Raw genomic sequence first — 22262 nt, 5'->3', positions numbered from 1 at the left:
CTAATTCAACCACATCATATATCAGCTGTTTAGGATTTCGGCAGCTGGAAAGAGCTCTTCAGGGATACAACCCGATTAAATACGGGACGGCCTGGCTCAGAATACTTAGAGTCTACATTAAAGTAACCATGACGGAAGAACTGGAATTTATCCTGCGACTTGGCATCCTTCATGTTCCGCTCCACAAAGCCGTTTACAATCTGCAGAGAGTTCGGGTTCACGTAGTCAAGGAACGTCTTTTCGATAGTCTCAGCAGCTTCCTCGGAGATATCTCCTGCCACTTCTTGCTCCATTTCCTCCTCCGGCTCCTCATCCTTGATGAGCGGCTCATACAGGCGGAATTCAGCAGGGACAGCCTGAGTAGCTTCCACCCAGTGGATCGTACCCTTTACCTTGCGGCCCGTAAATCCGGTTCCACTCTTTGTCTCCGGATCGTATGTGCAATGAATCTCAATAACTTTACCATTCTCGTCCTTAATAAACTCATTGCATTTAATGAAGTAGGCATGCTTCAGGCGAACCTCATTACCCGGAAACAAGCGGAAGTATTTGTTCGGCGGATTCTCCATAAAATCTTCTTGTTCAATATATATCTCACGGGAGAATGGAATTTGACGTACACCCATTTCCGGGTTTTCGGTGTTGTTCTCTGCCTCAAGCCATTCCACCTGTCCTTCCGGATAGTTGGTGATCACAACTTTAAGCGGATCAAGTACAGCCATCGTGCGCGGTGCCTTCAGCTTGAGATCCTCACGGATAAAATGCTCCAGAACTTGGCGGTCTATTTGGCCATATGCTTTGGAAATCCCTGTCTCGTACACAAAATTACGGATCGCATCCGGTGTATATCCGAGACGGCGAAGACCAGAAATCGTTGGCATGCGCGGATCGTCCCAGCCATCCACATACTTCTCGTCAACAAGCTGCTTGAGTTTCCGCTTGCTCGTTACCGTCTGAGCTACATTCAAACGGCCGAATTCATACTGGTGCGGAGTGCTTGGCATTTCGCATTCAGCGATAATCCAATCATAGAACGGACGCTGATCCTCAAATTCTAGCGAACAAAGGGAGTGCGTTACACCCTCAATCGCATCCTCAAGCGGGTGTGCAAAAGCATACATCGGGTAAATGCACCATTTGTCCCCGGTATTGTGATGGTGCGCATGCGAAATACGATAAATAACCGGATCGCGGAAGTTGATGTTCGGTGAGGACATATCGATTTTGGCACGGAGAACACGTTCTCCATTGGCGAACTCTCCGGCACGCATCCGTTCAAACAAGTCCAGATTCTCTTCCACACTGCGGTCACGATATGGACTGTTCTGTCCTGGCTCGGTCAACGTGCCACGGTTCGCACGGATTTCCTCTGCAGACTGATCATCCACGTATGCCTTTCCTTTTTTGATCAGCAAGACAGCGCGACTGTACATCTCATCAAAATAATCCGAAGCAAATCGCAGCTGTTCCCAGTCGTAGCCGAGCCACTTCACATCTTCCTTGATGGAATTGACGTATTCCACATCTTCCTTGACCGGATTCGTATCATCAAAACGAAGATTCGTTTTACCGCCGAACTCATCCGCCAACGTGAAATTGATCCAGATCGCCTTCGCATGGCCGATATGAAGGTAGCCATTCGGTTCCGGCGGGAAGCGGGTAACAATTTCTTTCACTTTACCGGATTTAAGGTCTTCGGTAATGACATTTTTTATAAAGTTAGAGGGTGTTACTGGTTGGTTCTCCACGTTAATCAACCTTTCATCCTGTTTATTCTCTCTATTCCTGTATAAACGCGTTTCTCTTAAATATACCCGTTACGCCCCGATTGTTCAAGGAATCTGCAGGGATTAAAGCGTCTTGATAGCTGACAGGCCGTAATCCTGTTCCGAAAGACAGTTGAGCGGAAAAGAACATGTATGCCAATTGATAAAAACAGCTTTGACTAGGACTTTTTAATAGGGTAGCATGGAAGAAAATAGCGAAAAGGAGGTCCGTTCAACCGATGAAACCGATGAAATTTCCGAAAGAGCAGCGCGAGCTAATCATCGAGCAGATTCAGGAATATTTTGAAAAAGAACGTGGTGAATCTCTCGGGCATCTGGCAGCGGACAACATGCTGGAGTTTTTTATGGGTCGAATCAGTCCATACATATATAACCATGCTCTGGAAGACTGCAGACTGTTGGTCACCCAGCGGATGGTCTCCTTGGAGGAGGATATCTACGCCCTCGAACAACAAGTGAAGCCTGCGCGCTGAGCTGAGCTTCCCCCATTCTTAGAGATAAAGGAGTTGTATTATGTTTACCTATGCCTTGGATGATCATGTGGAATTGCGGCCGCTTGTACCTGAGCATGCACGCGCCCTCTTTGAACTTACGGACCGGTCACGTGACCGTCTGCGCCAATGGCTTCCATGGGTGGATTCCGTTACGGAAGTGGACCATAGCGCCAACTATATCAAGGGAGCCATGAAGCAGGCTGCGGATAACGGCGGATTCTCCGCTGGCATTTGGGTACGTGAAGAGCTAACAGGAACGATATCGTTTCACGAGATCGATTGGCATAACCGATCGGTCGGCATCGGCTATTGGCTGGATAAGCAGTTTCAAGGACAAGGTCTTATGACAAGCGCCTGCCGGGCTTTAACCGATCATGCCCTGATGCGCATGGGTCTGAACCGCGTGGAAATCCGCTGTGCTACGACCAACCGCCGCAGCCGAGCCATTCCGGAACGACTCGGATTCGTCCTGGAAGGCATTATCCGTGAGGCGGAGAAGCTTCCGCAGGGATTTGTCAATCATGCGGTATACGGCATGATTCAAAGCGAATGGAAGCGGATGAGGTAGCAAAGTGCTTCTATGCTGAAAAAGGCCTTCATCTGCAATTACCCCGTAATCATCATGAATTCTACTTAACTTGTTTACCGAAACCGTCCTTCTTCCGCGATCCGGCCGAAGGGCGGCTTTTTACTTTTTATTATCAACGAACAAAATAAGCATACCTTAGCCCTCCTACCCGGAGATTCTGGTATGCCTATCCCTGTACCACTGCTATTGCAGCTTTTCGATCCAGTCCTCGAACCTGTGACGTACTTTTTCGGCCAATGCCTCAATTTCCACCATCCGCCGCAGTCCCGCTTCATCCTGTCTTCCGTTCGTTAGCAGCTTTAGAACCTCAAGAACGGTCACCTGTGCGGGATGGGATTCCAGCTGCTCAAGCCGCGAGTCCGCGGACACATGCCCCTCTTCCAGCACCCGCAAATAAAACCCGCTGTAGCCCGTTGCCAGAACCTGAGCAGGCATATCCTTTACTCCGTGCTTCTGAGAGAGCTTGAAGCAAGGATAGCGCGGCTGGCTCACCTGCACGACTGCATCTCCGACCTTAAACACATCCCCGATACAGACAGCGTCTTCCAACAAGCCTCTTACCGTCAGATTTTCACCAAACGATGCATGTTCCATCTTCTTCCCCAAAACTTCCTCCCAGTAGGCATAGTGTTCAAAAGGATACACACACACCGCCTTATCCGGACCTCCGTGATTCACAAGATCAGCCTGTCCGTCTCCGGCAAATTTAACAGAACCCAAAAACAGCGGCCCTTGAACCGGCTGCTTGTAGATGCCTGTCGACAAGGCTTTACCGAGATAATCGACGGTTATAGGCTTGCCCACATTCAAAGACACAATGCCAATGCCTGCTGTCATAGAAGAATCCCTCCGTCTTTTCTTTTGATTAACTATAGTGCAGACACAAAGGCATTGTCCAGCCAAAATAGAGGAAGAAAAAGCCCGGCAATATGCCGGGCCATTCTCAGAAATATTATATGAAGTAACTCATTAATATATCGTCCACGTAACGTCCATCCACGAAAAATTCCTGAACCAATCGGCCCTCTTCCTGAAATCCGCACGCTTTGTAAAAGGTGATCGCGCCCGGGTTGCAGGAAAGCACCCGCAGTCTGAGCTTAGTCTTGCCCTCCAGCCGGGCCATATCCTTGACTGCTTGTATAAGCCGGCGCCCAATCCCGGTACGCTGATACGAAGGATGTGTGGCAATATTCAGCTCGTACACATGGCTGTTACTCTCAAGCCCTGTCGGTTCACGGAATCCGACATATCCACATACGTCATCACCGCTGACAGCCAGGAGCTGAGATCCCGGCGGACAGTGCAGCAAGTAGTTATCCCTTGAGGTCCAGTGCAGCGGCTCGGGTGCCGTATTCCTGTCCCATACCAGATCGTCCAGCTCCATAAGAAGAGCCGCATCCTTCATTTCGGAGAATCGGATCGTCACGGTTTGTAGACTGATACTCATCGTCACATCCCTCGTTTCGATAACAATCCTCTTTATTATATCAGCTATTTTCAACTACATAATGAATTATTTATTGTTGAGGCACCCCGCTGTAAATTTCCACGGTACAACCACTTATACTGTTCCCAGCTAGCCGCTTAAAATCGGCTCTTGAGATACGTACGCCTCCTGTACGATAACGGTTCTGAAGCATATCAGTATGCACATCTTGTCCGTTAATCGTGACGCGGGACTGTTCAACACCTTCCACATGATAGCTGAATGTTACTGGAACTCCAGCATATTGGAACTTGAACTGAAGACCATGTAGCGATTGGGGCAGAACCGGATCGATCACCAAATCCCCTCCCGCTTCACGGATGCCAAGCGCATTCGAGATCAGCTGGTTCATGTAGATCCCTGGGCCGCTGGAGTAAATTTTCCATCCCCCTTTAACAGGAACATGACCGCTGCGCAGTTTATCAAAAGACTCTTGAGCTTCATAACGGGTATTAAACTTCCCGTCCGAGCTGCTGAAGTAAGCATTGCTCTGCCGCAGCTCCGCATTTGGCACAACCTCGGTAATACCGATCGGGTTAATACGCTCAAGCCCGCTCCATACCTCACTGCTCTTACCGAGCTTTGCCATCGCTTCGACAAAACGGATGTGCGCATGCACGTATTGTAGACCGACCTCCCGGCCAAAATTCGCCGCCTGCTCCGCCCGCTTAAAGTGTGTGCTGACGCCGCCCGCATACACGGCAGGACGGTTCATCAGCCTTACCCCATCCGGGCAGAACAGTTGTTCACGGATGATCTCATAATGACTCTCCGCCTGCTCCGGCGTTAACAACTCACTGATCATACCGCGTGTCATTGGCAGCAGACGGTACTGAATTCCCGTCTCCTGATCTGTCGGATGAAGCAGTAACTTGCTCTGCTCCGGACTTTCCATATACACAAAGCCGGGAATGACTTCCGACTTGAGTATATAACGGTTGAAATCACGCTGTATTCCTTCCGTCAGGCTTCTCACATGCTGGGCCATTGCCGGGTCGGCATTCTCCATGACACGGGAGAACTGATTCAATGTCTGATATGTCAAGGCTACAGTCCAACTGCTGACCATGTACTGTTTTAGTTGGGCATTGGCTGGCTGAAGCGTGTCGTCCCAGTCTCCGTCCCCATAAGAGGACAGATGTGTATCATGCAGGAAATGATTTTGAATGTATGCAAGTTGCTTCTTCACGTGATCAAGTACGGTATATCGCTCCTCCGTGAAATCGAAGCTATGTTTTCTAGTATAAGGAACGGTCTGCTCCAGAACGCTGTAATCATGGGTAACTGCCAAATAATCGCCAAGCACCTTCAGTGGCCATACGATGATGTCTCCGTGACTCTCTTCCTGCTGAATAGCGGCATACTTATCAAACATGAACCACTGCGGCCAGTTCCCGTCATCTTCATATTGGTGGGAATACACCTCAAACAGAATATCCCGTACCTGCTCGTATTTATGAGTAGCCATAAAATATTCCACAGGTCCCTGGCACACATCGCGTGTTCCCCAAGCCGCGCCGCCGTATTGTTCCAGACCGTGCGGAACCGAGTAATGAACGAGCATATTGTGTGTATACCACCAGGCCAGAGCATTCACCTTGAACAAGCTGTCATCATGACCATCCTTAAAGCTCAGGTTGAACCCGTTCATTACGGAAGCGTAGAACGAGCGGTAGCTTGTTATTTCTTCATCGGCTTGGCGTACCTGCAAAGGAGCCGCATCTTTATGAAGGCTGCCCTGAATCGTCATTGTCCAATCGGCGCTTTCACCAAGCTCTAATACCGTTAAGGAAGCACTACCCGGTAATACATTGCATGCCAGTCGTGTCTCGTCTGTAACATTCATGTCTGTTCCGGTCACCTGAAGGCGGTAATGAAGATCCGGGTACACGGATGCGCTGAGCGAAGTATGATCTGCACGGAACATCAGCACATCATCTTCCTGGGCCATATGATAAGGAACCTCATACTCATTGACATGCATCGTCATCTGATTAGTCACCAGATAACGGTAAGCTCTTCCGCTTTCGGAACGAACCTGTAGTGTCACCTCCAGTGATGTTGAAGCCGTAAAGTTTGTAATCACGAGCATGTCATCTTCGGTCTTATAGTACCACCGCACGTAATTAAAGCCGATCTCGAACAGAGATGGCATGGTCAGCAGACGATACTTCCCATCGATCTCAACATAGATCCGCTGTCCGGACGTTTTGTGCACATTAAGTGCATTCCGGGCGTTGCTCATCATTTTGTTGAAATTGGTGTTACCGATCACGAGTTGGGAATTAAACAAGCCGTACATATAAGAGGTTGTCGTGATCACAGGACTGCCAAGTGACACGTTATTGCCGCTCATCAGGATATGACCGTGCGGACGTTCAACGCGAAGCTCTTTTTCCTTCAGGACGATATGTTCATAGGTATCCGTGAAAAATGAAAGTAGCTCCTCCCCATCCCGCTCCTCCTGTCGGCGCACAGGGAACAAGACCTTCAACTCATCTTCCGTCATAGGCAATGTACGCAGGTGATCTCCCAAGATTGATGAATGCTCCACACGCGGGAGCTTCTCACCAGCGTTTGTGATGCGCTGTGATTCAACCTGCTGCCATACGGCCTGAAGCTCATCCTGGAATTCCAGTGATGTGACAGCATCCGGGTGATTGTCTTTATACATTCCGTAAAAAACGAATCGGGACGAGCCATCAAGCTTTACGCACGGTGACTGCAGAGCGGTATAAGCGAACTCATATTGATACACTTCATTTGCCAAGCTTTCCTTATACAGAGCTTCTGCCTTATTTGTCTCTTTGTAAGAAAGGCCGAAAAACTGAAAGCCGTCTGTTGCGTAACCGACCGCCTGGGTAAGCGAGCCTTGTTGTAGGTATGGGAATACACCGCCTTGCGGCTGGTTTTGACGGGAACAGATAACGTATCCGTTCTTTTCCTGTTCAAACACGGCATGGTCGATATACTGGGACAGATACGCTTCATTGGTCCGAACTGCGCCCGGATGTGCGATCCCGATATCCTGCCCATACATAAGGTCGGCCTGAATCCCTTCCCCTTGAAGCTCAACATCCCAGAACCATATACCGCTGTCTGTTGGGGTGAACAAAACCTTGTAGGCAACACCGCTAGCGCTTCCTTCCCACATCATCCGGTTATCCAGAAGAGTGACAAGGCTGTTCGAATGCACACCAAGAAGCGGAACAGCTTCAATGCCGTCCGGGGTATGAATTCTTAAAAACAAATTGCTGATGGCACCGTCAATCGGATTCGTGAGCAGCTGGTTAATCATCATACTGCCATAGAACGCCTGATAAAGATCACCACTTGGCAAAAACGAAAACGTCAAATCTCCTGCCTGAAGCACTATTTTAGAATCTCTCTTTTCAATCTTGGCTGTCATCGTTTCACTTCCTATCTGTAAAAATATATGACTTTATTGCTATTTCCGAAGTCGAAAATATCGTGTCTCTGTATCCTGACTGTTCCTTCCAACCATGATACAGAACTGTCCCGCATCACTTTCGAAGGATAGATCCGAATGGTGATATCGAAGCTGTTCTTCCGTCAGAGTAAATGCTACATTCTGTTGTTCGCCCGGCTGCAGCAGTATCTTGCGAAAATCTTTCAGCTCCTTGAGGGGTCTAACGACCTCGCCTGACATATCACGGATATACAGCTGCACCACCTCTTCACCGGCCTTATCTCCGGCGTTCGTGACAGGGACTGTAATTTCAAGAGGCTCATCCGGCGACATCTCTTCAGCCGACAGCGTCATTTCCCCGTAACTAAAATCCGTATAGCTGAGGCCAAATCCAAACGGCAGCAGCGGCTCATTCGGGATGTCCAAATACTGCGATACATAGCGTTCCTGGGCGTCTGGAGCGTCTTTCGGACGTCCGGTGTTAAAGTGGTTATAATATACCGGCACCTGTCCAACTGAATAAGGGAACGACATGCTAAGACGGCCTGACGGATTCACTTCTCCTGTCAAAAGTTCAGCTACAGCCGCTCCACCTTCACTTCCCGGATACCAGGCTTCCAGTACCGCATCCGCCTCATCCAATACACCGTGCAAGTCCAGCGGCCGGCCATTGAACAGAACGACAACCGTCGGCTTCTGCAGCGGTTTGAGACGCTTAATCAACTCAAGCTGCGGCTCCGGCAGTGTAATGAATGCGCGGCAGCCCGCTTCTCCACTCATCTCGGAATCTTCGCCCAGCGCAAGCACGATAACGTCGGATTCCTTGGCGACCTTCAACGCCTCATCCAACTGTTGCTCAGTTATAGAGCTCACTCCGCAGCCTTCGGCTGTTATGAGCCCACCGGAAGACAGCTTAGACCGAAGTCCCTGTTCAACAGTCACCGCATCTTCTTTCGAGCCCGTCCATGACCATGGGCCCAGAATATCTCCGCTTGTTGCAAAAGGACCGATCAATGCGACACGCTGCTTAGACTGCAGCGGTAGAACAGAGTTATTTTTCAGCAAAATACAAGATTTGGCTGCGGCCTCACGTGCCACCTGACGATGCTCATCACAGAATACGAGCTCCCGCTCCGCTACGGGATCTGCCCCTCTCATCGGACGTTCAAACAGCCCGAGTCGTTTTTTCAAGGACAGAATACGCAGCACGGCTTCATCAATAAGGCTCTCTTCTACCTTTCCTGCACTTACAAGCTCCGGCAAATGGTGAATATAGCAAGATGTCATCATTTCTATATCCACACCCGCTTGAATCGCCTTAAGTGCTGCCTCTGCCTCGTCCTCGGCTACCCCGTGAGGGATCAGCTCTTTTACCGCTCCCCAATCGGAGATCAGCACACCGTCAAAACCCCATTCGCTGCGCAGCAGATCACGCATCAATCGTTTATTGCCCGTAGCTGGAACCCCATGCACCGTATTAAAGGCTGTCATCACCATCTCGCAGCCCTCATCCAGCGCTGCCTTGTAAGCAGGCAAGTAATACTCCCGCAGCTGCCGTTCTGACATATCCACCGTATTGTAGTCGCGACCGCCCTCAGCTGCTCCGTAAGCGGCAAAATGCTTCACGCAAGCTGCTAACCGGTGAACATCACCGCTAAGGTCATCTCCCTGAAATCCTCTGACAAAAGCTCGGGCAAATTCACTGTTCAAATACGGATCTTCACCAGTGGATTCCATCACACGTCCCCATCGGGGATCACGTACCAAGTCAACCATCGGCGCAAACGTTACATGAAGACCGGATACTGAAGCTTCACGAGCAGCAATTTCCGCACTTTGCTCTGCTAGTCCCGGATCCCATGAGCATCCCATTGCCATCGGAACCGGAAAAATGGTCTTAAAACCGTGAACGATATCCGCCATGATCAGCAGCGGGATACCCAGTCTGTTGTTACGCAGATGGGCCTCCTGAACAGCTATGACCTCCTCCGCGCCCGCCAAACCGAGCACAGAGCCGCTATTTCGCACCATTTCATCCGTTATGCCGAGCGACTCCATCGGTCCTGTAATCTGCCCGGATTCTTCAGCTCCTTCGAAAAAAGGAACGGCCAGCTGCATAAGCTGCGCAATTTTCTCCTCCAGTGTCATCTGCTCTACAAGAGAAATCAGTTGTTGATCTGCCACTCCTCATCCTCCTTCTGTCCTTGATAGGACAATACAAACTAAAATTAGAAACGTTTCGATAAAAAACACCAAACTCTAAAAAAACGAAAAATATACAGACCTGAAAGCATTTTACCTCAAAATTAACCCATCAAAATACCTGATATTAAAAGGCCTTTATATTCCATATAATCGAAACGTTTCACAAAATCTGAACGCAAAAAATCAGGGCAGGGGTAGCCAATCCAGCACACGCTGAATTTTGTAGTCCCAGTATCCCCATTCATGTCCACCCGGTTCTTCCTCATAAGTCATCTCAATCCCCAGGTTTTCCGTATACTGGCGGAAGGTTTGATTATCATGATACAAGAAATCTTCCGTTCCGCAGCACTGATACAGCTTCGGTTTATTCCCTTCATATATCGCGAATTCCCCGGCCAAGAAGAACAGATCGTCACGGCTGCCTTTCAACCTCTCAATACTACCAAAGATTGTGCGGATTTCAGACTCCTTAAAGCCCGGTCCAGCAGCACGATTAGCAAGATCCAACCCACCCGACAAGCTTGCTCCCGCCGCATAACGCTCCGGGAAACTCAGGGCTAACTTAAATGCACCATACCCTCCCATCGAGATTCCAGCCACAAAGGTGTCTTCTCTTCGGCCAGATACCGGAAAGAATGACTGAACGAGTTGAGGAAGCTCCTCGCTAAGAAATGTAAAGTACGGCAATCCATTCGCCATATCCATATAATAGCTTCGTCCAACACCTGGCATAACCAGTGCAATGCCCTTTCGCTCAGCATACCGCTCAATGGACGATTTCCGCATCCACTCCGTATGATCAGCTCCCCGGCCGTGCAGTAAATACAGCACCGGCAGCTTGGAAGAATGGCAGGATGGATCTAAGCCTGACTGCGGTAAGAAAACATATATACTCGTAGAAAGTCCAAGTGTCTCTGCATAAAAGTCACAAGTTATCCATGCCATGCCTTTTCATCTCCCTGTCCGGTACTTTGCTTATCAGAACTTTATTTGTTACCTACAGAGCCGCGCTCCATCATTTCAGTTGTCAGCATATACGCCTTGTTCACTTCTTCACCGCTCAGTATCTGAAAGAGCAAATGCGCGGCTAGTGATCCCGCCTCACTCTTAGGCTGACGAATCGTGGTTAGCGGCGGATTCACATATTCGGCGATTTGAATGTCATCGAATCCGATGACGGATACATCTCCCGGCACCGATATGCCACTTTCCTCAAATGCCTTCAGTCCCCCGATCGCCATCTCGTCATTACCGTAAAACACTGCTGACGGAAGCGACCCCTGCATAATCATCATTTTAGTGGCATTATAGCCACCCTCTCGCACGAAATTGCCGTTGAGCCTCCATTTCGACTGCTCTTCCAAACCCGCTTCCGACAGCGCCCGCAAATACCCCTGATAGCGAAGTTGACTGTCGTACGAGTTAGTCGGACCGCTAATATAAGCAACACTTCTGTGACCAGCCTCAATCAGGTGGCGAGTAGCGGTATAACCGCCCTGCTCACCGTCTACAAGGACATTGACCAAATATTCGCTGGATATTTCCCGATCCATCACAACAATCGGAAAGCGGGGTCCAGATGTCTCTATTAACACTTCGTCACGAATGTTAGGCGCAAGTATGATTGCACCGTCTGCCCGCTTCTCCTGCAAAAACTTGACTGCCGTGGAATCTCTGCCGCCCATAGAACTGCAGGCAATCAGATCATAACCATTGGTCAATGCCACCTCTTGAACACTACGGATCAACTCTGAGTAATACGGTCCGGAAAGATCGGTCAAAATGAGAGCGATTGTCTTTGTGCGGCTACGCTTCAAATCCATGGCAAAACCGTTTTTCCGGTAATTCAGCTGCCTTGCCGCCTCCAGCACCTTTGATCTTGTCTTGGCACTCACCCTGCTATCGCCGCTTAACGCATACGAAGCAGTCGACAATGCAACCCCAGCGAGCTTCGCCACATCCTTTATCGTTGCCATTTCATTCCGCCCCTTCTATTCCAAGAAAAACTCTATCTATTGTTATTTCATACCGGAGATCGTATATCCTTCTATAATGTGCTTTTGGAAAAAAGAAAAAATGATAATGATCGGTACGACCATAAATGCCGCACCTGCCATTTGCAAACCGAAATCACTACCGTGCTGGCCTTTAAGAAGCTGCAAGCCGACGGAAAGCGTATAAAGAGATTGATCGTTCGCCATAATGAGCGGCCACAAAAAGCTGTTCCAGGCGCCGATAAAAGTCAATATCCCTTGTACCGCAAATACCGGTTTGGTGATCGGGACAATAAGCCGGAAAAATATCCGCAGCTCTCCTGCTCCATCCAGTCGGGCTGCCTCGATTAGGTCCATCGGAATCGTCGTCATAAACTGACGGAACAGAAAAATACCGAAGGCTCCAACCAGACCCGGCAGCACAATGCCTGCCATCGTGTTCGTCAAACCCATTGCATTAATAATCAGGTAAACAGGTATCATCGTTACCTGCCCCGGAATCATCATCGTTGCAAGCACGAGGTAAAACAATTTTTTATTACCCGGAAACTCGAACTTGGCGAATGCATACCCTGCAATCGCATTGAGCATCAAGCCAACGAACCCAAAAAACACGATAATAAGTGTATTTCTGAGGTAAACCAAAAAGTCCAACTTCACAAATAAATTCACATAATTCTGAATGGTAAAATCTTTCGGAAAGAGTGTCGGCGGAATCGCCGTAAATTCATTTTCCGGCTTGAATGAGGAAGTGATCATCCAGATAAATGGGATCATCATCAGTAATCCTCCTGCAATGAGCAGAGCCGTCATGAGTGTTTTTTCTATTCTTTTAGATGCCATGCTCTATACCTCCTTCGGTTACGATACGGTTTTCCCGCGTGACTTAATACTCAACATCTTTTTTCTTCAAGGCGAATTGCGCCATCGTCGTGATAATGAGAATGATGAAGAGCACAAATGATCCTGCGGCCGCATAGCCGAAATTGCTGAGCTGGAAGCCGTTGTTGTAAATGAATAGCGCCATCGACATCGTTGCGTTGAGCGGGCCGCCTTTTGTCATGACCAGCGGCTCTTCGAAGAATTGAATCCAGCCAATCAGCGTTGTAATCGTTACAAAGAAGGTTGCAAAGCTAAGCAGCGGTACTGTAATAAAGAAAAGTTTCTGCCGCTTGTTCGCACCGTCGATCTCCGCAGCTTCATAATAAGAACGCGGGATACCCTGCAGTGCAGCAAGGAAAATAATCATGTTTAAACCGATAGATTTCCAGACCGCCAACAATATGAGTGACAGCTTCGCAAGTGTCGGATCGGTCAGCCACTGCTGTGCCGGAATTCCAACCAAGGACAATATATAGTTAAAGAGGCCATAATGGCTGTTGTATAAGTAACCCCAAACAACCGCGACCGCCACGATGTTCGTAATGGAAGGCATATAATAGACAACACGGAACGTCTTAAACAACCATCCCGTACCGTAGTTAAGCAGTAGTGCAGCGCTCATGGCAAGCAGTACAACGAGCGGCACCCCGATAATAACATAGAACAAAGTGTTATAAACGGATTTCAGGAAAACCGGATCTTTAAAAACATTAATAAAATTGTCGAAGCCGACGCCTTGAATGTTTGAGTAATCTGCCAGACCAGCAAGGTCAATATTCGTGAAACTGATGACCAGTGCAATGATGATAGGAATGATCGAGAACGTCAAAAGCAGCAGAATCGCGGGCGCAATGAACATATAAGGGTACTTATACTTGTTAAAGCGCTTGATAAAGTTCTGCAATGTCATTCACCTCCTGTAAGTGTAGGTTTCCGGTAACACGTAACTCTCCTTGATGCAGTCAGGCCTGTTTCGTCCTATGACGAAACAAGCCGGGCTGCGTAACACTAATTTTTATTTCTTCGACAATAGCTCAGTAGCCTTCGTGTTCAACTGATCCATTTCTGTCTTAATGTCAGCACCGCCAACGGTAACTCTCTCAAAGGCTGAAATTGCCTCTTGGGAAATGGCATCCCATTCTTTAATGAACGGAACTGGTTTGGCGCTTTCCAATTGCTTACCAAATGTAGCGATGATCGGATCTTCAAATCGCGCGTCCTCCCATGCACTCTTAACAGCAGGCAGGTTTTTGGATATATCGTAGTTTTTCAGCTGCGTTTCTTTTTGACTCACGAAGTCGATGAATTTAACAGCTTCTTCTGCGTTCTTGGTAGTGCTGAATACAGACATGTTTGCGCCACCGAGGAATGATGAATTGTTTTCTTTGGCTGGAAGTGTTGTGGTAGCCCATTTGCCTTCAATCTCAGGCGCTTTATCTTTAACACCTTGAATCATCCAAGGACCGCTGATAAACATCGGAAACTGTCCGTCTTTAAATGCTGCAAACAGATCCAGGTCGCTGTGCAGCGGTGTCATTCCATCATCATAGAAGCTCTTCAGATATTCCATAGCTCCCATAAATTCCGGTTCGTTAAAGTGAGGCGTGCGGTTCTCATCAATCATTACGCTTCCATTCTGCCAAGCAAACATGGACAGATAGTTCATATCTTTAGCATCGATCGTTATAGCGTAGTTGCCTTCTCCTCTAGCTGCCAGCTTTTTACCCGCATCCTTCATATCATCCCAAGTCTTCGGACCTTCCGGATAGCCGACTTCAGCCAAAATGTCTGTACGGTAGAACAGTGTGCGTGTTTCCACGTAATACGGAATACCGACAACCTTGCCATCGAAACTCATCGTTTCTACGGCGCCGTCAAAATAATTCTCTTGTTTCAAACTCGGGTATTTCTCCAAATATGGCGTCAGATCCAGCAGAGCTCCGGCTCCTGCAAATTCCGGAATCCAGGTTGTGCCCATCTGTACGACATCGGGTCCGCTTTTGGATGCAACTGCTGTAAGAAGTTTATCGTGCGCGCTGCCCCAAGGAATGGATTGAACACTCACCTTAATTCCTGGATTCTTCTCTTCAAATTCATTAATCAAGGTCTTATCTGTTTCGTCGCCCATAAGCCAAACCTTCAATTCCTTGTCCTTGCCTCCGCCTTCTCCGCCAGAAGAACTATCAGATTCCTTCGAACCACATCCGGCTAATACGACTGAGAACATAAGCAGTGCTGCTAAGATCAGCGATAATGATTTCTTTTTCATTCTACATTCACCCCGTTTTTTTATTTACCTGCCTGTAAAAAGTAATTTGAAAGCACTTACTTCGAAACGTTTCGATTTTGTTCGAAAAAATAAAGACTCCGGATAATCAGTTGATTTATAATCCTTTTGTCCCTTTATTGCTTGTATCAAGCACCTTCTCATGCTTTATCTACGTATGCAGGTGCTCATGGAGATGATGTTATGTTCTAGTTGATTGCTTGATAACTTAAATAATTGTGTTATGTTTTGAAACGTTTCGACAGGTTCATTATAGCGCCCCCTGAGAGCGATTTCAATATACTTTTTTTAATTTTTTAAAGTCTTTTTTTGACATCTGGTTTTACATCGTTTGCACAAATTACAAAAGCAGCAGGCTCTTATTTGTGCCTGCTGCTCTCATAACCATGTATGTTTCTCTATCTCCTGAAGTAGTTAAAGCGTTCGAATAACTTGTACTTTTATGCGGAAATGCTCTCGTACACTGGACTGCCCTTACTAAGCCGTGCATGAATAATAAATGACAAGAACGACATCACCGCCGTTCCCACAGCCAACCAGGCTACCGGTGTCAGTCCTCCGCCATCATAAAGCGTGCCCATGGCGTAAGGCCCGATAACCCTTCCGGCCGAGCCCACACCGCCAGCCACTCCAATGTAGAATGGGGCGGCATTTCCGGCACGGTCCGCAATGAATGCGGGAATCGCTGGTGAGATTAGCATTTCACCAAGTGTCGCAAGCACCATAGCCAGTATAAAGCCCGGGTAGTTGTTCACCACAGCAATGACTATATATGCCGCAAAATAAAATAATGCACTTATCGTCATCTGCATCGTTTCGGTACGGGCGAACCAACGCTTGATGAGTGTGATCAGCGGCTGGGCAGCAAAGATGAGAATGCCGTTAAGTGTCCACAAGTAACTGAAGGCGGTCTTGGACATCCCCTCTGAAATGATATGCGGCGATACACCGGTATTCCATACCGACATACCAAACCACATAAAGAGCGACCCAAAACCCATGAACAAGTATATCCGGATGTTCCCCAAAAGCGCCCATGCACCAGGTCCTGCTGGCAGCGGTGTCTTCACCTTCGGATGATGACCTTTCCCCTCCCCTTTTTCCTCCCGTCCATCGAGACGAGTTAGGTAGGATAAGAAGAAGATTGCAAAGCCTACTGAAGTCAATCCGTTCGCCACAAAGCTCAAATGGTACGAAATTTCGGCCAGGAAACCGCTCATGGCAGTCCCCAGCGCAATCCCTATGTTATTAGCCACATAAATAACGTTAAACAGCTCTCCTCGACGGTCGGCAAATCGGAAACCGATAAATGCCTGGATCGCTGGCAAGGATACCGCGTTGCAAAAACCGATAAACAACATCATCGGGAGCAGCAGAGGCCAGAAGCCGTTAATAAACGGCAGCGAGAACAGTCCAAGCGCATTCAGCGCCAACGAACCGACGATCAGCCTTTTTACACCGATCCGGTGATACAGCGCACCGCCTAACAATTGTCCGGCTATACCGCCCACAGACTGTAGCAAAATAACAAGCCCCGCGTCCTGCATACTGCGTCCGAGCTCGTCGAACACATACATCGTTGTCAGCGGCCACATGAGTGAACCGCCGGCGGAATTGACGAGGCTTGCTACGAGAAAACCCCTTACTTCTTTAGGATACTGCTGTAAAAATTTCATCTGTCACTCCCGTAACTCGTAAGAATTAATCTCTACAAAACAAAAAGCCCTAATGGGCTTTTCTATTTTTCGTATAAGAAAAAAATTAGTCTCGGCCTAGAAATATAGTATTGCTCAATTTAGCGTCTCAAGCAAGTTCTTTCAGTGACGCTTTACCTTAGCTACAACAAGTCGGGAAGTCTTCGAGTGTTGTTATTCTTTGTTTCTACTCTGTAGATTCCGCCTTCTTACCGGTATACGGATTTGCACAGAGGTACCGATCCCAACCCGGCTGAAGATAGATACGCCATACTCACTGCCGTAATGCAGCTTCACGCGTTGATCGATATTTCGAATACCGCAACCCATGTGACTATCATCTCGAGGATCAAATATTTCATCAATTCTCTCCTGCTTCATGCCCAGGCCATCATCAATGATTCGGTATACGATGGAGTCGCCTTCCTTCATTACAGAGATTCGAATATGAATCCGATCCCCGCTCCAGGCATGTTTCAGCACATTTTCGATAAAAGGCTGTAAAATCAGCTTTACCGTTTCGTAAGACCATATATCCGCATCAATATCGAAGCTCACTTCCATACGTTGGCCGTATTTCACCTTTTGGATATCCAGATAAGCAATTGCCTGCTCAATCTCTGCCGCAATCGGAATCATCGTTTTTCCTGAATTCAAAGTAAGACGATAAAATTGCGCCAACTGCACAACCATGTTCTGAAGTTTTTCGTTTTCACCGAATTTTGCAAGCTGGTTAATAGACGACAACGTATTGTACAAAAAATGAGGATTAATCTGCGATTGCAGCATTTCAAGCTCCGCTTCCTTCTTTTGCAGCTGGGTTAGATACACTTTATTGATTAACGCTTCGATATCCTCGCCCATTGCGTTCAGAGCATTGGCAATCTGAGGGAACTCTCCCTTTCCACGGTACGTAATCCGTTTATGCAGATCCCCTTCACGAAATGAATTAAGCACCGATACAATTTTCATAATTCGTTTGGAAAAATACTGAGAAACTAAAAATCCCGCATATGTAAAGAGAACCACACACAGTATACAAATAATAATAAAAACGGTACGAACCCGCTTGGCTTCCTGTTCGATAATGTTAAGCGGAACTTGCGCAACGATCTTCCAATTTTGCTGTGGCAGACTCTCTTCAATCGCCAAATAGTTCTGTTTATCTTCTTCAATCGCTTTTCCTGAAGTAAATACGACATTCCCGACAGGGTCCACCACCGACAGCACGCTGCCTTCCCCAAGCTTTGTGTAGTCGACACTTTCGAACAACTCCGAGATACGTACACTGAACCGCATGATCCCTACTTCCTCGATTTCAAGCGGGTTGTTCATGTCAACTATACGGCGAATCAGCGAGATACGTTCATCCCTCTCATCCTCTTCGACCTGTCTCCACAACATCGTCACGTTATATCTTTCTTTCGGCAGCGTAAAATACCAGAACTTATTAATGATATGCTTCATATGATAAACATCAAACGTTTGCTCGGCAAAGTCTTGTTTATTTTTCTTTTCCCATATCTGGTATTTTTGATCGATCGTTTCATTATGAAAATAGACAGACAGCCTTAAATTTAATCCCACGGCTTTCGAGGCACTCTCCAGCTTCGGTATAATCACCTTAGTCATTCGATTATAATTATCTAAGCCAGTCTCCTTCCGCCGAATACTCTGGATCAGGGTTTGATCGTCGTAGAGTGTAGCGGACGTTTGAACGATATCATCGACTTTATAGGCCACATTATCACGTATCTGCATCAACGTTCCCTGGATGTTCATACGGGTCTGCTTACGCATTGTGGCGTCATACATAGAGTGGGATATATAGAAGTTTACCGAAACCAGTAACAATATAAATATTAAAAAAGTCAGTATCAGTTTATACCCGATCGGTATGTATCCCAGCCTCTTTTTATCGGCTCTGACTGATGGTATCCAGCGCTTAATCATTCATTCTCTCTCTTTCGATATTCCATCGGAGTCATACCGAACTTCTCCTTGAATTGCCTGCTGAAATATGGAAGATACCGGTACCCTACCTGATCTGCCACTTCATAGATTTTCATTCCGGGCTGTCTTAACAGCTCACACGCCTTTTCCATCCGGAGCTGCACAAGCAATTCATTAAAGGTATTTCCTGACTTCTCCTTGATCAGAAAGCCAATGTGACTGGGCGAAAAAGAAAAATGCTGCGCGATATCTTTAATCGTAATATTCTCACTCATTCGCTCTTTCATGGTGTTGATAACATTTCGAATGAATTTGCTGTCCTTCGAATTGGTTTTCTCATACAGCCTCTCGGAAATTTCAAACATACGCTGTCTAAACCATGAACGTATATCACTGACGGTTTCGAATTTCATCAAAATATCCAGATGGTGAATTTCCATGCCCAGTAGCTCAAACAAGTCTTCATTCCTACTGCTTAAATACTGATCCAGCTTCCAAATAATATAGTTGGACATATTATGAACGGTAAATCGGGAGCGAAGACTCGTTATCGTTCCGAATAATTTTTCGAGCTCATCACAGATTTGAACAAGTTCGTACCCCTCCATCGCGTTCAAAAGGGCGTGCATCCGTTCCTCAAGCATACGTGCATCAAGCATCCCCGGTTCTGTACTTACATCCTCGTACTTGATCACACTTCCCTTACCCAGGAACATCTTCCCTTCAACTGCTTCCAAAGCCTGCCGGTAGGACATTTGTAACTGATCCATCGCGTGCACAGGTTCCCCAATTCCCGTTGTAATCGATGACGATAGATGCTGCTGTACTCTTTCGGTCAATGTATTTACCATACGATTGGCTGAATCGTCTTCAAGTAATAACGCAATTCGTTGAGAAGAAAACTTGCAGTAGGGGATCATGCCGAGACCGGTCATACTCTCGTGAATTTGCTGCAGAAATATCCTTGACATTTTCCGTTGCGAAGTAAAGTCCCCTGCCTGTCTCCATGGCAAATTATCTAGTTCCATCACCGCTACGCGAATCGGCCAATTCATCTGATCGAATCCATAAGACACCGCTATCTTGGATAACGATTCCTCTGATTCCTCCCTTTCGAGCAGACGAATGAGAATATCGCTTTTGACGATGGGGATCATCTCATGATACGCCATCTCCACCTCACGCTGCTTGATTTCTTCATCCAAATCCCGCTTTACCTTGAGCAATGAAGAAACCAGCTCGCTGTCATTCATCGGTTTTAATACATAGCTGTACGCCTTCAAGGACAACGCTTGCTGTACATAGCTGAATTCCTGATATCCACTGACGAATATAATCCGTATATTAGGTTTGCGTTCAAGCGCAATGCGCGCAAGCTCAAGTCCGGACATGTAGGGCATATTGACGTCGCTGACTAAAATGTCGATCGTTTCCTTCTCCATAATTTCACAAGCCGACAGTGCATTGTTTACGCTTCCTTTCACTTCCATGCCCAGATCGGACCAAGGAATGAATCTCTTCATCCCTTCCAAGTCGAGTTCTTCATCATCCACCAGCAGCACCTTGTACATGGAATTCCTCCCAGATCATTATCAGAGCCTAGCAAAATCCGCGATTATATCATTATCATACTCGACAAGCCACCTATCAGGTACTACAAAATAAGAAAAAAATTGGATGTTAAAATAGAGATATCCCAAAGAATCCATGGATTCTTTGGGATGTCATCAACACTTTATTGGCTCAGTTCCATTATTTTTTATTCATTTTAGTCAAGTTATCCTGCCATTTAGCAGTACGCCATTCCAGAAGTTTCTCATAGCCAAGTCCCATTAAATCATTGTTGCCCTGATCGAGAATTTGGTCGACTTCTTCGTCACTTTTGGCCATAACTGATTTGGCGTAAATCTCCAGGAACATTTCATCGACGGATGTCTGAATAACTCCTTCTTCAGACTCCGGATCCGGATTAAGGTTAATAAATTCCGTAACGTTATATTGGGTAGGCCAAGTGATCGTTTGCTGATAACGCGTTCTCCAATCCTGCTCCTCGAACGGAAGCTTTGCCATGTATTTGTATTTGGCAGGATCAATGTAGCTCGTATTACCTACAAACATAACCGGTTCATTCTTGGTTTGAATTTCGGCTACTTCTTTCGGATCATAAGTCTCAGGGAAATTCGGTTTGCCTTCTTCATCAAAACCTTTCCAGTTCTTGCCCTCTGGACCAAAGAATTGAACGTTCATACCTTCTGGACTTGTATACCAGTCAAGGAAAGCGAAGATCGCTTCAGGGTCTTTGGCAGCTGTTGTAATATACGCCGCGTTCCATCCAAAACTCGTGTACGTGCCTGGGTAAATTTTATTCTTATCCAGACCCGGCTTGTGTATTGGCCAGATCATGAAATATCCGCCGTTCGGATCGTTTTTGATTAATTCCGGTTGCGCTTCACCAGCAAACGTTGTCGGACTGGATCCGGCAAATACGGCTACTCTTCCTGTCATAACTTTTTCTAATACCTGGTCTTCGGTTTGGTTAAAGGCGTCTTGAGAAATGAGTTTCTCTCTATACAACTTAGCGATGTATTTCTGAGCCTCGCGGAATACCGGATCAGTCAATACGGACGTCAGTTTGCCGTCCTTCGGAACGGCGCGCAAGCCACTGTTGAGATAAGTATAAAGTGCACCTTCACCGAATGCTGTGTACAGAACACCCAGTCCTTGCATATCCTGTGCACGATGCGGCTCAAAAGGAATAATGCTGTCACCGTACTTCGCTTTTACTTTGACCAGATAGTCGTACAGATCATCAGTTGTTTCAAGCTTAGGTGATCCCAGCTCTTCATAGATTTTTTTGTTAATGACATAACCTGCATTACCAAAAGGATTGGCTGAATACCAGTTCGGGAACATATACAGCTTGCCATCTTCTGCACGTAGCATGTTAAGATCGTCGCCCATCCACGTTTTCAAGTTAGGGTACTTATCCAGATACTCATCAAACGCTACCAGCTTTCCTGCCTTGAGAAGTCTTTCCATATCCGGATGATTACGATCCGTCCAGATCATTTCAGGCAGCTCATCCGACGCCATCATCGCACTAAGCTTTTGGGAGTGGGCTCCTGCTGCCGCGATCATATTGATTTTTACCTGCTTTTCCTCACTAAGATATTTACCGATAGGAGTGCTTTCATATTTAGGGAAATCGGAATTATTATAGTGGGCGTAAGCCGAAAATTCCAACGGTTTTTCTCCAAGTACCCATTTGCTATCTGTATTTTCAGCTGGTGGTTCTTTGTTTTCGTTGTTTTCCTTCTTTTCCTCGTTCTTCACTGTTGTTCCAGGATTGGACGTGTTGCCGTCACCGGACTTACTGCATCCAGCTAGTGCCGTAACCAGGACCAGAAACAGCGATACCATGACTAGTAGCGGCTTTCTCATCTTTCTCATTCACTAAACCC

At 47.1% G+C, this 22262-nt stretch carries 16 protein-coding genes; 2 read left to right on the top strand and 14 right to left on the bottom strand.

What is annotated here, in order from left to right; all coding sequences use genetic code 11:
• Window positions 1-29: 29 nt before the first annotated feature.
• A complete protein-coding gene (locus tag AC2TF5_RS01810) occupies window positions 30-1757 on the bottom strand; it encodes a glutamine--tRNA ligase/YqeY domain fusion protein (protein WP_491300590.1) in 1728 nt (575 codons plus the stop codon).
• Between the two features lie 248 nt (window positions 1758-2005).
• On the opposite strand from AC2TF5_RS01810, the gene AC2TF5_RS01805 reads away from it, so the two are divergent.
• A complete protein-coding gene (locus AC2TF5_RS01805; RefSeq protein WP_491300589.1) occupies window positions 2006-2260 on the top strand; it encodes a DUF2164 domain-containing protein in 255 nt (84 codons plus the stop codon).
• A gap of 40 nt (window positions 2261-2300) precedes the next feature.
• Window positions 2301-2849, top strand: a complete 549-nt coding sequence (locus AC2TF5_RS01800) for a GNAT family N-acetyltransferase (protein WP_208917423.1) — start codon at window positions 2301-2303, stop codon at window positions 2847-2849.
• Between the two features lie 204 nt (window positions 2850-3053).
• On the opposite strand, the gene AC2TF5_RS01795 is transcribed toward AC2TF5_RS01800, so the two are convergent.
• The 13 genes from AC2TF5_RS01795 to AC2TF5_RS01735 all read right to left on the bottom strand — a co-directional run bounded on the left by AC2TF5_RS01795 (window position 3054) and on the right by AC2TF5_RS01735 (window position 22251).
• Complete coding sequence (locus AC2TF5_RS01795; RefSeq protein WP_491300588.1) at window positions 3054-3707, bottom strand: MOSC domain-containing protein; 654 nt, start codon at window positions 3705-3707, stop codon at window positions 3054-3056.
• A gap of 115 nt (window positions 3708-3822) precedes the next feature.
• The gene (locus tag AC2TF5_RS01790; RefSeq protein ID WP_491300587.1) at window positions 3823-4317 is read right to left on the bottom strand and encodes a GNAT family N-acetyltransferase; all 495 of its coding nucleotides are present in this window, start codon (window positions 4315-4317) and stop codon (window positions 3823-3825) included.
• Window positions 4318-4387: 70 nt separating this feature from the next.
• A complete protein-coding gene (locus AC2TF5_RS01785) occupies window positions 4388-7765 on the bottom strand; it encodes a GH36-type glycosyl hydrolase domain-containing protein (RefSeq protein ID WP_491300586.1) in 3378 nt (1125 codons plus the stop codon).
• A 39-nt stretch (window positions 7766-7804) separates the two neighbouring features.
• Window positions 7805-9934 carry a beta-glucosidase BglX gene (bglX, locus tag AC2TF5_RS01780; protein ID WP_491302780.1) on the bottom strand — a complete coding sequence of 710 codons (2130 nt, stop codon included), beginning with the start codon at window positions 9932-9934 and terminating at the stop codon, window positions 7805-7807.
• Between the two features lie 240 nt (window positions 9935-10174).
• Window positions 10175-10936 (bottom strand): alpha/beta hydrolase, encoded by a 762-nt coding sequence (locus AC2TF5_RS01775; protein WP_491300585.1) that lies wholly within the window; start codon window positions 10934-10936, stop codon window positions 10175-10177.
• A 41-nt stretch (window positions 10937-10977) separates the two neighbouring features.
• Complete coding sequence (locus AC2TF5_RS01770; RefSeq protein WP_491300584.1) at window positions 10978-11967, bottom strand: LacI family DNA-binding transcriptional regulator; 990 nt, start codon at window positions 11965-11967, stop codon at window positions 10978-10980.
• Window positions 11968-12009: 42 nt separating this feature from the next.
• Window positions 12010-12828 carry a carbohydrate ABC transporter permease gene (locus AC2TF5_RS01765; protein ID WP_491300583.1) on the bottom strand — a complete coding sequence of 273 codons (819 nt, stop codon included), beginning with the start codon at window positions 12826-12828 and terminating at the stop codon, window positions 12010-12012.
• A gap of 43 nt (window positions 12829-12871) precedes the next feature.
• A complete protein-coding gene (locus AC2TF5_RS01760) occupies window positions 12872-13777 on the bottom strand; it encodes a carbohydrate ABC transporter permease (RefSeq protein ID WP_491300582.1) in 906 nt (301 codons plus the stop codon).
• Between the two features lie 105 nt (window positions 13778-13882).
• Window positions 13883-15136, bottom strand: a complete 1254-nt coding sequence (locus AC2TF5_RS01755) for a sugar ABC transporter substrate-binding protein (protein ID WP_491300581.1) — start codon at window positions 15134-15136, stop codon at window positions 13883-13885.
• Window positions 15137-15594: 458 nt separating this feature from the next.
• Window positions 15595-16830, bottom strand: a complete 1236-nt coding sequence (locus AC2TF5_RS01750; protein ID WP_491300580.1) for an MFS transporter — start codon at window positions 16828-16830, stop codon at window positions 15595-15597.
• 192 nt (window positions 16831-17022) lie between these two features.
• Complete coding sequence (locus tag AC2TF5_RS01745; protein WP_491300579.1) at window positions 17023-18801, bottom strand: sensor histidine kinase; 1779 nt, start codon at window positions 18799-18801, stop codon at window positions 17023-17025.
• Window positions 18798-20372: a helix-turn-helix domain-containing protein gene (locus AC2TF5_RS01740; RefSeq protein ID WP_491300578.1), complete on the bottom strand. Its 1575-nt coding sequence runs from the start codon at window positions 20370-20372 to the stop codon at window positions 18798-18800. Before AC2TF5_RS01740 ends, AC2TF5_RS01745 begins: the two co-directional genes overlap by 4 nt.
• Window positions 20373-20553: 181 nt before the next feature.
• Window positions 20554-22251 carry an extracellular solute-binding protein gene (locus AC2TF5_RS01735; protein WP_491300577.1) on the bottom strand — a complete coding sequence of 566 codons (1698 nt, stop codon included), beginning with the start codon at window positions 22249-22251 and terminating at the stop codon, window positions 20554-20556.
• Window positions 22252-22262 lie beyond the last annotated feature (11 nt).

It is taken from the genome of Paenibacillus sp. JNUCC 34 (assembly GCF_058269055.1).
This window is presented reverse-complemented; position numbering and strand designations above follow the sequence as displayed.